This is a genomic window from uncultured Salinibacterium sp. (assembly GCF_963974405.1).
In the GTDB taxonomy this organism is placed as follows: domain Bacteria; phylum Actinomycetota; class Actinomycetes; order Actinomycetales; family Microbacteriaceae; genus Rhodoglobus.
The window spans coordinates 1,074,451-1,088,066 of record NZ_CAXBBH010000001.1 but is presented as its reverse complement, the minus strand read 5'-3'; the positions used below and the strand labels follow the sequence as shown (position 1 = coordinate 1,088,066).

The 13,616-nt window shown below is 59.3% G+C and carries 13 protein-coding genes and 1 tRNA gene; 7 read left to right on the top strand and 7 right to left on the bottom strand.

Annotated features, from left to right (window positions below; genetic code table 11):
* Window positions 1-116 precede the first annotated feature (116 nt).
* From AACZ26_RS05345 to AACZ26_RS05330, 4 genes are all read left to right on the top strand, one after another.
* Window positions 117-575 carry a hypothetical protein gene (locus tag AACZ26_RS05345; RefSeq protein WP_339619708.1) on the top strand — a complete coding sequence of 153 codons (459 nt, stop codon included), beginning with the start codon at window positions 117-119 and terminating at the stop codon, window positions 573-575.
* Complete coding sequence (locus AACZ26_RS05340) at window positions 572-2,209, top strand: DUF5671 domain-containing protein (protein WP_339619707.1); 1,638 nt, start codon at window positions 572-574, stop codon at window positions 2,207-2,209. Before AACZ26_RS05345 ends, AACZ26_RS05340 begins: the two co-directional genes overlap by 4 nt.
* Window positions 2,210-2,350: 141 nt before the next feature.
* Complete coding sequence (locus AACZ26_RS05335; RefSeq protein WP_339619706.1) at window positions 2,351-2,803, top strand: SRPBCC family protein; 453 nt, start codon at window positions 2,351-2,353, stop codon at window positions 2,801-2,803.
* A 192-nt stretch (window positions 2,804-2,995) separates the two neighbouring features.
* The gene (locus tag AACZ26_RS05330; RefSeq protein ID WP_339619705.1) at window positions 2,996-5,629 is read left to right on the top strand and encodes an AAA family ATPase; all 2,634 of its coding nucleotides are present in this window, start codon (window positions 2,996-2,998) and stop codon (window positions 5,627-5,629) included.
* Window positions 5,630-6,079: 450 nt separating this feature from the next.
* Here AACZ26_RS05330 and AACZ26_RS05325 read toward each other — a convergent pair whose 3' ends face one another.
* The 3 genes from AACZ26_RS05325 to AACZ26_RS05315 all read right to left on the bottom strand — a co-directional run bounded on the left by AACZ26_RS05325 (window position 6,080) and on the right by AACZ26_RS05315 (window position 8,141).
* Window positions 6,080-7,126 (bottom strand): macro domain-containing protein, encoded by a 1,047-nt coding sequence (locus AACZ26_RS05325; protein WP_339619704.1) that lies wholly within the window; start codon window positions 7,124-7,126, stop codon window positions 6,080-6,082.
* A gap of 13 nt (window positions 7,127-7,139) precedes the next feature.
* Window positions 7,140-7,781 carry a DUF4433 domain-containing protein gene (locus tag AACZ26_RS05320; protein ID WP_339619702.1) on the bottom strand — a complete coding sequence of 214 codons (642 nt, stop codon included), beginning with the start codon at window positions 7,779-7,781 and terminating at the stop codon, window positions 7,140-7,142.
* A 288-nt stretch (window positions 7,782-8,069) separates the two neighbouring features.
* Window positions 8,070-8,141 (bottom strand) — tRNA-Gln (locus AACZ26_RS05315).
* 102 nt (window positions 8,142-8,243) lie between these two features.
* On the opposite strand from AACZ26_RS05315, the gene AACZ26_RS05310 reads away from it, so the two are divergent.
* From AACZ26_RS05310 to AACZ26_RS05300, 3 genes are read left to right on the top strand one after another with little or no spacing between them, the layout of a single operon-like run.
* Window positions 8,244-8,795: a PadR family transcriptional regulator gene (locus AACZ26_RS05310; RefSeq protein WP_339619700.1), complete on the top strand. Its 552-nt coding sequence runs from the start codon at window positions 8,244-8,246 to the stop codon at window positions 8,793-8,795.
* Entirely contained in the window at window positions 8,792-9,040 is a 249-nt protein-coding gene (locus tag AACZ26_RS05305) for a hypothetical protein (protein WP_339619699.1), read from the top strand. Before AACZ26_RS05310 ends, AACZ26_RS05305 begins: the two co-directional genes overlap by 4 nt.
* A complete protein-coding gene (locus AACZ26_RS05300; RefSeq protein WP_339619697.1) occupies window positions 9,010-9,228 on the top strand; it encodes a hypothetical protein in 219 nt (72 codons plus the stop codon). The genes AACZ26_RS05305 and AACZ26_RS05300 overlap by 31 nt, the downstream gene beginning before the upstream one ends.
* A 3-nt stretch (window positions 9,229-9,231) precedes the next feature.
* Here AACZ26_RS05300 and AACZ26_RS05295 read toward each other — a convergent pair whose 3' ends face one another.
* From AACZ26_RS05295 to AACZ26_RS05280, 4 genes are read right to left on the bottom strand one after another with little or no spacing between them, the layout of a single operon-like run.
* Window positions 9,232-10,173, bottom strand: coding sequence for an NAD(P)/FAD-dependent oxidoreductase (locus AACZ26_RS05295; RefSeq protein WP_339619696.1), 942 nt, complete (start codon window positions 10,171-10,173; stop codon window positions 9,232-9,234).
* Window positions 10,170-11,669 carry a glutamate--tRNA ligase gene (gltX, locus tag AACZ26_RS05290; RefSeq protein WP_339619695.1) on the bottom strand — a complete coding sequence of 500 codons (1,500 nt, stop codon included), beginning with the start codon at window positions 11,667-11,669 and terminating at the stop codon, window positions 10,170-10,172. The genes AACZ26_RS05295 and gltX overlap by 4 nt, the downstream gene beginning before the upstream one ends.
* A gap of 45 nt (window positions 11,670-11,714) precedes the next feature.
* On the bottom strand, window positions 11,715-12,485 hold the full coding sequence (locus AACZ26_RS05285; protein WP_339619693.1) for a fumarylacetoacetate hydrolase family protein: 771 nt from the start codon (window positions 12,483-12,485) through the stop codon (window positions 11,715-11,717).
* The gene (locus AACZ26_RS05280) at window positions 12,482-13,588 is read right to left on the bottom strand and encodes a branched-chain amino acid aminotransferase (RefSeq protein WP_339619691.1); all 1,107 of its coding nucleotides are present in this window, start codon (window positions 13,586-13,588) and stop codon (window positions 12,482-12,484) included. Before AACZ26_RS05280 ends, AACZ26_RS05285 begins: the two co-directional genes overlap by 4 nt.
* Between the last annotated feature and the right edge of the window lie 28 nt (window positions 13,589-13,616).

Genomic DNA, 13,616 nt, shown 5'->3' with positions numbered 1-13,616 from the left:
GCAGCGCGCTCGTCTCACAACGGACGAGTGAGTTGCGGGCTTCGCCCGATTAAGGACGGGAAAATTAGAGGTTCCAGCGAATAGATTTATCGTCATTTCTGAGAGATGCTTAGCCCATGACTCAGGAAGCTGCTCGACCCGATCGAACGTTGGCGGTAATCCTCTCGGTAATCGCCACCATCGTGGTTATTGCCATCGTGGTGGTGTTCGCCCGCGGCGGGCCCACCGATATCGATCCCTCCACGCCCGAGGGCGTCGTTCAGTCGTACTCGCGTGCCATGGTCGCCAGCGACTTCGAAACGGCACGCAGCTTCGTTTCCGCAGGCGTTCTCGACGAATGCGAAGAAGCCGACCGAAGCCCGCTCCAAGGACTGCGGATGACCGTCATCTCCACCACTATCGACGGTGCCACCGCTGTAGTGAAGGTCTCTCTCGAACAGGGCAGCGGCAGTTTCGGCGGCTCTAGTTACAGCTACGACGATCTCTTCACTCTTGTCGAGGAAGGTGGCGACTGGAAAATCTCGACCACCCCCTGGGAGCTCACGTACTGCTACGACCAAGGATTCCGCGGATGACCTCTACAACTAGTTCTCCGGCAGCACCTCCCGCAGTGGGCGGCGTGCAAACCGTCCGCCGCTTCATCACCTATGCGCTCCTCGCCGCGACGGTGATTATTGCGGCGAGCGGCCTTAGCGGGCTGCTCGATCGTCTCTTCACCCTCAATCGCATCGAGGTCAGCTACGACAATTACGGGCTCGCGACTTCTCTCGCCTCCGCGCTGGTCGCCGGCCCCCTCGCTGGCCTGCTCTGGTGGCTAATTTGGCGTGACGGCACGATGGCGCGAGACCGCGCATCCATTCTCTGGCCCGTCTATCTCGTGGTCATGTCGACGGTTGCTTTGCTCGTTTTCACCATTGCTCTGCTCTCCTGGCTTGCCGACACCATTCGCTACGGCTGGAACCCTGCGGGGCTCGCGGTCGGCATTGTGTGGGCGCTCGTGTGGGGGTGGCACTACTGGATGTGGCAGCACCCTGCCAAGGGCCCGACGCGCCTTCAGGGCGCAGCACCCGCCCTCGCCTCCCTGATTGGGCTGACCTACGGCGCCGGAGGCCTCGTCTCCGCGCTCGCCCAGCTCATCGATGCCGCCGCGGACGCCGGCTCGCGCTCGGTCGTGGTGAGCGATCCGCTGTGGCAAATCGTCGCGCAGTCTCTCGTCTGGGCCATCGGCGGCGCCCTGTTGTGGCGGTGGCACTGGGTGCGCTTGGGCGTGCGAAACCAGACCTTTGGCTTCAGCACGGTGCTTCTCGTGTTCATCACGGGAATCGCTTCGCTCGCCGTGTTTGCGTTTGGCCTCATCATTCTGCTGTCGATCCTTCTCGAGCTCGCTACCGGACTGCAGCAGCCGATTGCCAGCCTGCTCGACCCGCTGGGAACAGCAATCGCGGGAGCCGTAGTTGGCGCGCTGGTCTTCACGTACCACTCGCGAATCGTCGCCGAGCGGTCCGCCGGCGTGCGTGCAGCAACTTCGCTCTCGACCGCGGGTGTCTCACTGGCTTTCGCGGCATCCGGCTTTGGCGTCACGATCAACGCTTTGCTCGCAACATCGAGCGATCCGCTGCTTGCGGGCAACATCCGCAGTCTGCTGCTCGCGGGTCTCAGCGCACTCGTCGTCGGCGGCGTGCTCTGGTGGCTCACGTGGCGACCCCGTGAGGCCCCTCTGCCGGAGCGCGTTGCCACTCCCGGCCGTCGTGTCTTCCTCGTCATCATCTTCGGATTGAGTGCTCTCGTAGCGCTCATCACGTTGCTCGTGATCGGCTTCCAGTTGTTCGCCTTCTTGCTCGATGGCGGCAGCGGCGAGAGCTTCATCGAACGATCACGACAGGCGCTCGGCTTGCTTACGGCAACCGGACTCGTCGCTACGTATCACTTCATGATTTGGCGCAAGGATCGGGCATCCGATGTCGATACCGAACCGGTGCACCGCGTTGGTCGCGTCACGCTCGTGTCGTCGGGCACCAACGTTGAGCTGCTCGAGGCTGTTCGCGCTGCCACCGGCGCGCGAGTGACGGTGCTGCAGCGAGCCGAGCCTGTGACGAGAGAGCCGGATGTTGCGGCTGTCGTCGCTGCCCTCGACGGGGTCGAAGCCGCTCACGTGCTGGTCGTGGCCGGAGCGAAGGGCAAGGTCGCGGTAATCCCGCTGGTTTCGTAGCATTGCGCATGTTCCGTTGCCGTACCGCTGATTTTCTGGCGACCGCAGCGGGGCCTGCGGCGTCGCACAGCCGCTGCGGTGGATCATCGTTGCAGCGAGTCCGGCGGGAGGTTCGCGTTCGTTGAACTGTAACCTCAGATCATGACGCAGCTGATCGTGCTCGATACGGTGTTCGATGCCCCGATCGCCGAGGTGTGCGCGCTGTCGTTGAGCGTGAATCTGCACCTCGATTCGATGACGCACCATCACGAGAAGGTTGTTGCTGGCCGCACCTCGGGCCAGTTCGTCGAGGGCGATGTCGTCACCTGGTCGGCACGCCACTTCGGCCTGCCACTGCGGCTGACGATCCGAATTTTTGACGTGGATGCTCCACACCGGTTTGCGGATGAACAAGTCCGCGGCCCTTTCGCCGCCTACCACCACGAGCATCTCTTCGAAGAGATCGACGGACGCACTCACATGCAGGATCGCCTCACCTTCGCGGCCCCCTTCGGGTCACTCGGGCGCCTCGCCGAGAAGCTGTTTCTGCGGCGCTACATGCAGACGCTGCTCGAGGAGCGAAACGCTGCGCTTCTGCGTGGATGCAATCAGTAGCCGAGGCTACCGCCGCGAACATCAGATACTCGAAAGCAGCTAGGGCACCATTGGAGTTCGGAGTGTTGGTCGAATCTCGTCCGCGCACATCGTCCGACGTGAAGCGCTAGCTGCAGCAGGCGACTGAAAATAGTGACAAAAAATTTGTGATTCTGCCACTATGACAACATGACAGCCGCGACTGAACCTTCTATGGAATCCGCTATCGACAGCATCGTCAAATGGGCTGGGCGGCAGCCCCAATGGATATCGGCTGCTCTGAAATCGATAGCGAGTAGCACTTTCGATCACGACGAAGTGATTCGAATTGCAGATATTGCAATCTCAGAAGCCGAAGGTTCTGAAGTCGAGACGAGAGTCGTAGCTGCCGACCTGATAGATACGAGGTCGTCCTCGCCTTCCGTGTCCCTTGCGTACATAGACAACGTCGTGAACGTGAACCGCTTGGCATCCGGCGAGCGGCTCACGTTCTCGCCCAACGGACTCACAATCATCTATGGGCGCAACGGTTCAGGAAAATCTGGGTACACCAGAATCTTGCGCCAAACGTGCAGAGCACGGGGTGGGAGTGGCCAGATACTTCCGAACGTCTATGAGTCAGCGAACAACCTACCAAGTACCGCATCGATCGCCGTGCTGGCTGATTCCTTGTCTGAAATTTTCGAATGGAATTCAACCTCGGCACCCGAATCACCGCTGAAGCACGTGAACATTTTTGATTCCGCGGCCGCTAGCGGTGCAGTGAGCGACGCCGCTGCGGCCCCCTTCGCGCCCTATCCAGTGCGACTAATCGAGGACCTGGGCAAAGCAATCGCGCTAGTGCGGGACCAATTGGCGCTATTGGCTTCGGAGATTGAGTCCGAACTCCCGGAAATCAGCGGAGTCGTTGATGAATCGGCTCTTTCTCAACTCATTACTCAAGTAGGCAATGACATCTCCGCGACAGAATTCTTACAGCAAATAGCTCTGAGCGCACAAGAGGAAACTGAGCTTGTTGCCCTGAGCGCTGCGGCCGAGTTGCTCTCAAAGTCAGCTGTCCCAGAACAAATCGCCGCACTTCAACGGAGATCCAACGAACTCGGAAGGTTGAAAGCAGCAATTCAGCAGTTGGTTACTCTCGTCGGAAGCGACGGAATCGCCTCGACTGAAAGTGCTCGCGCCCAGATGCAGACGACATTAGAAACAGCAATAGAGAGCCAGCGGCTTCTCGAAGGCAATCTGCTGTCAGGCGTTGGCGAACAAATATGGCGTAACTTGTGGGAGAAAGCTAGAGCATTTTCCGAGTCTGTCGCGTACCCGGGCGAACACTTTCCGCATACCGACAACGACGCTGTATGCGTTCTATGCGAACAGCCCTTGGCTGCTGCGGCCTCTGCGAGATTCAGGCGGCTAGAGGAGTTTGTTAGCGAGGCTTCACAGGCTGACCTAAAGGCATTACGAGACTCTGCGGCACAGTGGGCGAACGAAGCAAGGCTTGCTATCGACAACCCGCTGCTTATCGCACCGCTGGAGTTGTGCGCCGCAGCGCAAGGTGAAGGGATGGAGCTCGAAACATGTCTTCTCGAGCTGGTGGCGAATGGAAAGAAGCTAGTTGCATCCTCGATTGCCCAGCGAGAAAACGGCAACCTCGATACAACGATCCCTGCGGCACTCGACTCAGCGGATGCAGAGTCTCACCTCATGAACTTGGATCAGATTTTTACCAACAGGCGCCGCACATTGACAGACTTATTAGACTCCGAAAAACAAGCAAGCGACCGAGAACGTCTCGCACTGCTGCTTGAGCGGAAAAAGGTCAGCGATTCTTCCGAGGAAGTCGTCGCGCTCGACGAGGCGCGAGCTCGCCTGACCATCGCCGAAAAGGCGAAAGCTGGCTGTAAAACAAACTCAGCAACCAATCTAAGCGGGCGTCTATCTGAGGAGTTGATTACCGAACGCCTGCGCGACATTCTAATCAATGAGCTCGAAGAACTCGGCGCCGACCGCTTGTCAGTTTCGATAACCAAACGCACGGATCGCGCAGTTTCTTCATTTCAGCTATGTCTGAATTCCCTTTCGGGAGATCCCTTGGTCGGCGAAGTCATGAGCGAAGGCGAGCTTCGCGTGCTTGGTCTCGCTGCATTCTTTATGGAGCTCCGGATGCTCGAGTCGAGTTCGGCCGTTGTTTTCGATGACCCTGTGTCATCGCTGGACCATGCTTACCGGGAGAAGGTTGCAAGGTATTTAGCGAAAGAGTCGCTAAATCGTCAAGTAATCATCTTTACGCACGATTTGGTTTTCATCGATGAGCTATCCGAGGCCTCGCGTCTTGCCGGTACGCCAGCAAGTATTTCCGCAATTCAGAACACCGCTACTGGCACGGGCGTCAAGTCGGTTGACCTGCCAGCTGCCGGCGGGGACTTCGAGACTCAGATGCGTCATATTCAATCTCTGCTAAGTGAGAGTGAACCAATATGGGATGCAGGAGATGACGGCGCTTGGGAACCTGTCTCACGCCGACTTGCTGGCGATCTGCGCACTGCGTGGGAGCGCGGCGTTGAAGATATCCTCCTGTTCAAGAGCATCGTACGATTCCGCTCGTCTATCCACACAGGGAGGCTGAGGAACGTTGACGTTACTGACGAGCACTGGCGCGAAATGGAAGTCGCGATGACCGAACTCTCGGGAAAAGGACCCCATGATCAGGCAACCGCGAGTCTCCGAGTTCCTCTGACATATCCCGAGATCGTTTCTGAATTAGCAAAACTCAGAGCCTGGAAGACAGCAGTGAGCAATAACCAGAAAGTAGCCAAAACGCGACGTGATGCATTGCTCCCTACTGCTTAGCGACCGCCGTAACTCGGCACTGTCATATCCAACCCAGCACCGCTCTTGCTCTTGCTCACGGCAGTTTCATTTAGTGCATGCCCAGCCGCCCACAACAACGGGACAACCACGTGTTCGGATTATTTGGGAGTAGGCGTGAAGACTGAGCCTCATTGGAAAGTATGAGATGCGTAATATCCGCAATAGTTGGCCCGAATCAGGTGCGTTCCAATTCGGGTGAAGAGAAGCATCAAAGTCTGGCCCGATCGGGAATGAGCCCTATCCATATGCTGCGCGTGCACGGTCTAAGCCTCGGTCAGCAGCCCGCCTTCTTACGGGGAGCCGCAGCACGCAGTACAGAGCTTTCCCAACCGTCGAAGCCGTGATTACCAGAGGTGGTCAGCTGTCGAGAGTGCACAATGTAGTGCGGTCTCCGTCTTGCTTCAACTACTGCAGAGCGTAAACCTCTGCTTAAGCTACCCACCCATGCTCTCGGAGCTCCGACAGTGCCCTATCCACGTGCGCGGCTGTAAACATTCCAGCCTTGCGTTCGGACCAGTCTGCGACATGCTGTGCAATGACATCTTTGGTTAATTCATCTTGGTTATGACTAACCACCCAATGGACGGTAGCGAGAAGTTCCAAACCATATGCCGATTCGTAACCCGCAGCTAGATCAAGAACGCATTGCATACGAGTTTTCGTCTCTGGATTCTTATCGAGGACGCGGTCGGCATCCTCAACTGCACCAGCAACTACCGAAAGGGGTGCGGCGCTAAGGACTTTAGAGCTGCCGTCGCCGTACCCAGTCAAAAGATGACCCTCAACTTTCGCGAGCACATGGCGAAGGTTGTCAGCATAAGGACCGTAGCGATTTGCCTCGAAGTTTAGCCGTAAGGGTTCTCCAGCGAGCTGAAGGAAGTACATGAGCTTTTGAGTCTCGATCAAAGAAGGCGCATTGAGCGCCTGTCGAGTGTATCGAGCGACCATTCCAACGAGCGCAGCACGGCCCGGGCTAATCGCCGGCTTCGTCGTATTCACGACCATATTTGATGCCGCTGGAGCACCCTCGGGTGCGAAAATCAGTACATCTACTTCCGGCAGGTTATCGAACGCCGTTCGAATTCGAGGTTCAACCTCTCGCCAATCGAGTCCACCGTTACCGCAGCCTAAGGGCGGAATCGCGATCGAACTGATCCCTAAATCTCGGACCACGCGAACGAGATCCTTCAGACCGCTCTCAATATCCCGCATCCGAGACTTCGCCCGCCAATGACCCTTTGTTGGAAAATTGATCACGTATTTAGGCCCGCTAAGAGTGTTGGTTGGCCAGACGTGCATGCTACCGAGCTTGACCTCGCCGCCTTTTGACGCATGTGAGTAGCTCTTGAACATCTCGGGATACGCATTTTTGAATTGAAGCGCAATCCCTTTGCCCATCACTCCCTCAGTATTGACAGTATTCACGAGAGCCTCGACGGGCGCGCGCAGCAGGTTTCCTTGCGCCTGATTGATCATGTTATTCACACTCCTAGAAGTACCAATTAGGTCTGACATTCACCGGAATTGACGATCTAGCAGACGCCAGTATTCTGCTCACCTCACCGGCAACGATACTATTCTGGGTTGCAATTTCGGTTACCGACGCCCAAGAAACGCGCTCATGGATCAGGCACTCGGCCATGCGCCGTTCACGCCCATCATCATGATCATTCCAGTATGTTGCGTTCATGACGTCCCAGTCGACGAAGCCATCCTCTAGCAAATCCGACGGGTCGAATTCTCGATATTCAGCGTATTTAAGCGCGGCGTTACGGTCAGTCACGAGCGGACGAGTTCCCTCTGCGCATAGTTGCTCCAAAGTGGTGACTAAGTAGACGAGTCGGGACGTGCCTCCGGAATAAGTCGATACGTTTCCATTGGCGATCGCGTACATCATCGGACTGCGGGGCGCGAAATAGAATGGCACATAATCTGCCACGACACCCCCGTCGCCTACTGGAACCGACTGGCCGCGACGTCGATCCTTGATGCTCGTATTCCCGACCTCTACCGCGAGCACACCAGAAGCCTGCGCTCCGTTATCCGAAAGCAACCCTCGGCCAACAAGAGTCGGAAGGTGATCGATGTGAGTGAAATGGTAGAGGAACGTCGGCTCGTTGCGCTGAGTCATTGCGATGCATCCCAATCTGGTCAAACGTCACCGTACGATTCGCCTCAAGTTAACCACAGCTTTGAGCAAACTCGATCGGGAGAGGCATACTCCGCCACCCGTGTCCAATGCCGCGCTAGCGCAGGCGCCGCAGCCAAGCCGCACATTACGATCGATTAAACTCCAGCTCATAGCGAATAGCTCTGATCGCGGCTTGAGCTTTTTAGCGAGTTGGAAGTTGAATCAGAGCGCTGCAGCTATAGGACGGTCCTAGCCGGGCTGGGCGGGAGTTGCTCCCTAGATGTTTTGCTGGGGTACCTGGACTCGAACCAAGAACAAAAGAATCAGAATCTTCCGTGTTGCCAATTACACCATACCCCACAGGATTCAGCCGCAGCCGAACCGATTTACTACTTTAGCGCATCCTGAGCGGGTTGTGGTTCACTCCTTGACGCCATATAGGACTTGTCCTATATTCAGAGCATGTCTCTCCTCCACGCCGTGCTCGGTTTCGTCGCGATCCAGCCCATGACCGGCTATGAACTCGGCAAAGCGTTCTCGACAACCGCCGCACACTTCTGGCCCGCCGATCAGTCGCAGCTCTACCGCACCCTCCACCGCGCCGAAGCCGACGGCCTTGTAGAAAGCACCACCGTTGAGCAAGCAACACGACCCGATCGCCGCCTGTACACGCTGCTCGAACCAGGCCGCGAAGCATTGGAGGCGTGGCTGGCCTCGCCCCTTGAGCCAGATAACTCCCGCGAACCTTTTCTCTTGCGGCTGTTCTTCGCCGCGTCACTCGGCACCACAGGCGTTATCGAACTGCTCGACCAACGTCGCTCCGCCGCCGTAGAACTCCTCACTACGCTCGACGCTCTCGCCTCGCGTGCGCCCCGAAAAATCTCGAAAGCCACTCTCGCCACCCAGTTGCAATACGCCACGCTCGAATCGGGACGAGCCCACGCGCGCGCCGAGATCACGTGGCTCGATGAACTTCGCGCCCAACTCGCCGACCACAAGGAGCCCGCCCGATGAATAAGATCACCACCCCCATCCACCGCGCTGCGCGCATCGGCGCCACCATCGCTGCCGTGCTCTTCACCCTCGTCACGCTCTTCCAACTCGCCGTCGTGCTCGGAGCACCCCTCGGCGAATACACCCAAGGCGGGGGAACAAAGGCACGCTCCCCGCTCAGGGCCGCATCTTTGCGGGCGTCTCTGCCGCCCTCGTTCTCGTCATGGCGGCAGCAATGCTTGCTCGCACCGAACGCGGCCCCCTGAGATTCGCCCCACGCCGGCTCATCGCCGTGCTCGCCTGGATAACCACCGCCTATGCGGGTGTGGGCGTCATCCTGAACCTCATCACGCCAAGCGCCGTTGAACGAGCCGTCTGGGCCCCCATCACCGCGGTGATGTTCGCCGCGTGCCTCGTCACCATGCTGAAGACGCGAGGCCGCGCCGAAAAGTGAGTTCTAGAGCAAGTCGCGGTTGATGACCGCGGCAACCTCAGCGCCGTCACCCGCGGCAACGATGAGCTGCTGGGGGCCGGGCGGGGTGGCATCACCGATCGCATATGCTCCCGCCGTGCTGGTGCGGCCGGCAGCGTCCACGACAATCAGACCCTCCGCGTCGAGTGCGAGCTGCAAGCCCGCCGCAAAGTCGAGCGCGGTCTCATAGTCGGGGCGCACAAACGCGGCCTCACGCGGTACGGTTTCGCCGTCGGCAAGCACCACGCCGTTCAGACCATCACGGTCGCCCGCGACATCCGCCACCTCACGACGATCCACGCGAACACCGCGCTCCGCGAGCATCGCCTCATCAGCGTCGCTCACGTGGCCAACGCCCTGCGTGAAGACAATTAGATCGCGGCTCCACTGCGAAAGGAGCAGTGCGCGCTCCGCCAAGTCATCCGTGTGCCCGATCAGCGCAATCGGCTTGTCCGCGTACTCGTAGCCGTCACACTCCATGCACGAGTGGATGCTCGTGCCATAGAACGCGCGAAGCGTCGGCAGCTTCGGCAGCACCTCGCGCAACCCGGTCGCGATCAGCACGGTGCGGGTCGTTACCGCTCCCCCGCGATGCGTGACGGTGAAGCCGGCGCCAACGGTCGCAGAAGCGCTAGCGGTATCCATTTCAGCAGCAGCATTCAGCAGCTGGATGCCCTCCACAATCGTGCGCTCAAACGAGACGTTCGGATACTGCTCAAGCTCTTCTCGGCCCATCTTGCGAAGCTCGAGAGGAGAAATACCATCGCGGCTCAAAAAGCCGTGAGAGTGGAACGTTGCCGAATTGCGGGGGCGATTGCTGTCGAGCACGAGAGTGCGTCGACGCGCTCGCGCCAGATTCAGCGCAGCACTCAGTCCGGCCGGTCCGCCGCCGACAATGACAACATCCCAGTCGAACTGCTCACTCATAGTTGGGCGCGCAACGCCTTCAGTCGGACCAGCGACGAGTTCTTGCCCAATAGTTCCATCGACTCGAAGAGCGGCGGGCTGATGCGGCGCCCAGCGATCGCACTACGCAAGGGTCCGAAAGCCAGTCGCGGCTTCATCTCTTTCACCTCGATGAGCTCGGCGCGCAACGCTGCCTCAATGGCATCGTGCGTCCACGAGTCGAGATCGGTCAGCACGGCGATAGCGGCATCCAGAACCTCGGGGCCTTCAGCCTTCGGCATCGCGTCGGCCTCAACAACGAGGTCGGCATCCGGAGTGAACAAGAACTGCAACAGTGCGGGAGCGTCGCCCAGCAGCTGCATGCGCTCCTGTACGAGGGGTGCGGCAGCGGCCAGCGTCTCGAGCTCAGCCTCGGTCGGCTCCGCCGAAATGACGTCAGCAGCAACGAGGTAGGGCACGAGACGACCAGCGAACTCCTCCGCCGAGAGCAGACGGATGTGGTCGCCATTCAGCGACTCCGCCTTCTTCACGTCGAAACGGGCCGGGTTCGGGTTCACGTTCACCACGTCGAACGCGGCAATCATTTCTTCGATCGAGAACACGTCGCGGTCAGGCGCAAGCGACCAGCCCAACAGCGAGAGGTAGTTGATGAGGCCCTCGGGGATGAACCCGCGGTCGCGGTGGTGGAACAGGTTCGACTCGGGGTCGCGCTTGGAAAGCTTCTTGTTGCCCTCACCCATCACGTAAGGAAGGTGGCCGAAGCGCGGGATCGCATCCGTTAGGCCGATCTCGATAAGAGCGGTGTAGAGGGCGATCTGGCGCGGAGTGCTCGAGAGCAGGTCTTCACCGCGCAGCACGTGCGTGATGCCCATGAGCGCGTCATCCACCGGGTTCACGAACGTGTACAGCGGAGCACCGTTTGGGCGCACCACAACGAAGTCAGAGAACGAACCGGCGGGGAACGTGATGTCGCCACGAACCAGGTCGTCGAAGCTCAAGTCGGAGTCGGGTACGCGCAAACGCAAAGCCGGCTTACGGCCCTCTTCTTTGAATGCGGCGATCTGCTCAGCGGTGAGGTCGCGCTCGAAGTTGTCGTAGCCCTGCTTGGGGTCGCGACCGTTGGCCACATTGCGGGCCTCGATCTCTTCACCGGTCGCAAAAGATTCGTACAGGTGACCGGAAGCCTTCAGCTTCTCGATGACCTCAAGATAGATGTCAGAGCGCTGCGACTGGCGGTAAGGCTCGTGCGGGCCGCCGGTCTCCACACCCTCGTCCCAGTCGAGGCCCAACCAACGCATCGCGTCGAGAAGCTGCAAGTAGCTCTCTTCGCTGTCGCGAGCGGCATCCGTATCTTCAATACGGAACACCAACTTGCCACCCATGTGGCGTGCGTAAGCCCAGTTGAACAGGGCAGTACGAATCAGCCCGACGTGGGGCGTACCCGTAGGTGACGGACAAAACCGAACGCGAACGTCGGAAGCGGTTGCAGTAGAAAATGGCGCAGACATTGCCACCATTCTAAGCCGCAGAACCGCCCTCTGCAGGCGGTTCTGCGGCAACGCCTACTTGGCGATAGAACGAACCGGGTTGCTCAGCGTGCCGATACCCTCGATCGTGATGTCGACGGTGTCGCCGTTCACGATCGGGCCAACGCCAGCCGGCGTACCCGTGAGGATGATGTCGCCGGGCAGCAACGTGAACGCGGCCGAGGCGTACGCCACTTGCGCTGCCACTGAGTGGATCATCTGGTCAACGGTGCCGTCTTGCTTGAGGTCACCGTTCACCGTGGTGCGGATGCTCTGCGAACCCACCACGAATTCAGTCTCGATCACGGGCCCGAGCGGGCAGAACGTGTCGAAGCCCTTGGCGCGTGACCACTGGCCATCCTTCTTCTGAAGGTCGCGAGCGGTGACATCGTTGGCGATCGTGTAGCCAAAGACGACGCTCTCAAAGTCGGCCTCGGCCACGTTCTTAGCGATGCTGCCGATGATCACGGCAAGCTCACCCTCGAACGCCACTTCTTCAGACTGCGTCGGCAGCATGATGGCATCGCCGGGGCCCACGACAGACGTATTCGGCTTAATGAACATCATGGGAGCATCCGGAACCTCGTTGCCGAGTTCCTTAGCGTGCTCGGCATAGTTGCGACCGAACGCCACGACCTTCGAACGCGGGATGACCGGGGCCAGCAACTTGATGTCCGAGAGCGGCAAGCGCTCGTCAGTGGTCTCAAAGCCGTTGAACATCGGGTCACCGGTCAGAACGACAATCTCGTCGCCGTCGATGATTCCGTAGCGGGCGCCTGCGCCAGCGCTGAAACGAGCTACCTTCATGCGTCGAGCCTCATCATCCAGCCGTGCTTGTCTTCGCGACGGCCATATTGGATGTCGGTGAGCTCTTCGCGCAGCGACATCGTCAGTTCGCCGGCGGGAGCATCCGCCGACCCAAATTCCACACCGTCACCCTTGAGCATGGCGATGGGCGTGATGACCGCGGCGGTACCGCACGCGAACATCTCAGTGATCTCGCCCGACTCAACGCCCTCACGCCACTCTTCCAGGGTGACCCGGCGACGCTCGACCTTGTGGCCGCGGTCTTCAGCGAGCTGCAAAACAGAGTCGCGAGTGATGCCCTCAAGGATCGACTCGGACTGCGGAGTGATGAGCGTTCCGTCTTTCTTGACGAGAACCACGTTCATGCCGCCAAGCTCTTCGATGTACTTGCCCTCTTCGGCATCCAAGAACAGAACCTGGGCGCACCCCTGCTCTGCCGCTTCTTGCTGCGCGATAAGCGATGAGGCGTAGTTGCCGCCGGTCTTGGCTGCACCCGTTCCGCCCTTGCCTGCACGCGTGAAGTTCGTGGAGATCCAGATCGAAACGGGAGCAACGCCACCGGTGAAGTAGGCGCCAGCGGGGCTTGCGATCACGTAATAGTTGACCTTCTTCGCTGCGCGCACTCCGAGGAATGCCTCTTTTGCGAACATGAAGGGGCGCAAGTAGAGGCTCGTCTCGGGAGCGCTCGGCACCCAGTCGCCGTCAACCGCGATGAGCTGCTTGAGCGAATCGATGAACGCCGGAACCGGAAGTTCGGGCAACGCCATGCGACGAGCGGAACGCTGCAACCGTGCACCGTTCGCCTCGGGACGGAAGGACCAGATCGATCCGTCTTGGTGACGGAAGGCCTTGAGGCCCTCGAAGATCTCCTGCGCATAGTGCAGAACGGATGCCGCCGGGTCGAGCTGAATCGGACCATACGGCTGCACGCGCGGTCGGTGCCAGCCGCCCATCTCTGACCAACAAATGTCGACCATGTGGTCGGTGAAGTTCACACCGAAACCAGGGTTAGCCAGAATCGCGTCACGCTCTTCGACCGAGCGGGGTTCTTGGTTCTTCTTCACCATGAAGGTGAGGGGGCGATCAGCCAGCAGATTCTTCATCAAATGTCCTTAATGACGTACAGCCACA

What these genes read in the sequence shown, in the direction of transcription:
- AACZ26_RS05285 (WP_339619693.1), bottom strand. Translation starts at nt 12,485, where the DNA reads ATGAAGGTAGCTCGTTTCAGCGCTGGCGCAGGCGCCCGCTACGGAATC.
- AACZ26_RS05280 (WP_339619691.1), bottom strand. Translation starts at nt 13,588, where the DNA reads ATGAAGAATCTGCTGGCTGATCGCCCCCTCACCTTCATGGTGAAGAAG.
- gltX (WP_339619695.1), bottom strand. Translation starts at nt 11,669, where the DNA reads ATGGTGGCAATGTCTGCGCCATTTTCTACTGCAACCGCTTCCGACGTT.
- AACZ26_RS05300 (WP_339619697.1), top strand. Translation starts at nt 9,010, where the DNA reads ATGCTTGCTCGCACCGAACGCGGCCCCCTGAGATTCGCCCCACGCCGG.
- AACZ26_RS05325 (WP_339619704.1), bottom strand. Translation starts at nt 7,126, where the DNA reads ATGATCAATCAGGCGCAAGGAAACCTGCTGCGCGCGCCCGTCGAGGCT.
- AACZ26_RS05335 (WP_339619706.1), top strand. Translation starts at nt 2,351, where the DNA reads ATGACGCAGCTGATCGTGCTCGATACGGTGTTCGATGCCCCGATCGCC.
- AACZ26_RS05320 (WP_339619702.1), bottom strand. Translation starts at nt 7,781, where the DNA reads ATGACTCAGCGCAACGAGCCGACGTTCCTCTACCATTTCACTCACATC.
- AACZ26_RS05295 (WP_339619696.1), bottom strand. Translation starts at nt 10,173, where the DNA reads ATGAGTGAGCAGTTCGACTGGGATGTTGTCATTGTCGGCGGCGGACCG.
- AACZ26_RS05305 (WP_339619699.1), top strand. Translation starts at nt 8,792, where the DNA reads ATGAATAAGATCACCACCCCCATCCACCGCGCTGCGCGCATCGGCGCC.
- AACZ26_RS05340 (WP_339619707.1), top strand. Translation starts at nt 572, where the DNA reads ATGACCTCTACAACTAGTTCTCCGGCAGCACCTCCCGCAGTGGGCGGC.
- AACZ26_RS05330 (WP_339619705.1), top strand. Translation starts at nt 2,996, where the DNA reads ATGGAATCCGCTATCGACAGCATCGTCAAATGGGCTGGGCGGCAGCCC.
- AACZ26_RS05345 (WP_339619708.1), top strand. Translation starts at nt 117, where the DNA reads ATGACTCAGGAAGCTGCTCGACCCGATCGAACGTTGGCGGTAATCCTC.
- AACZ26_RS05310 (WP_339619700.1), top strand. Translation starts at nt 8,244, where the DNA reads ATGTCTCTCCTCCACGCCGTGCTCGGTTTCGTCGCGATCCAGCCCATG.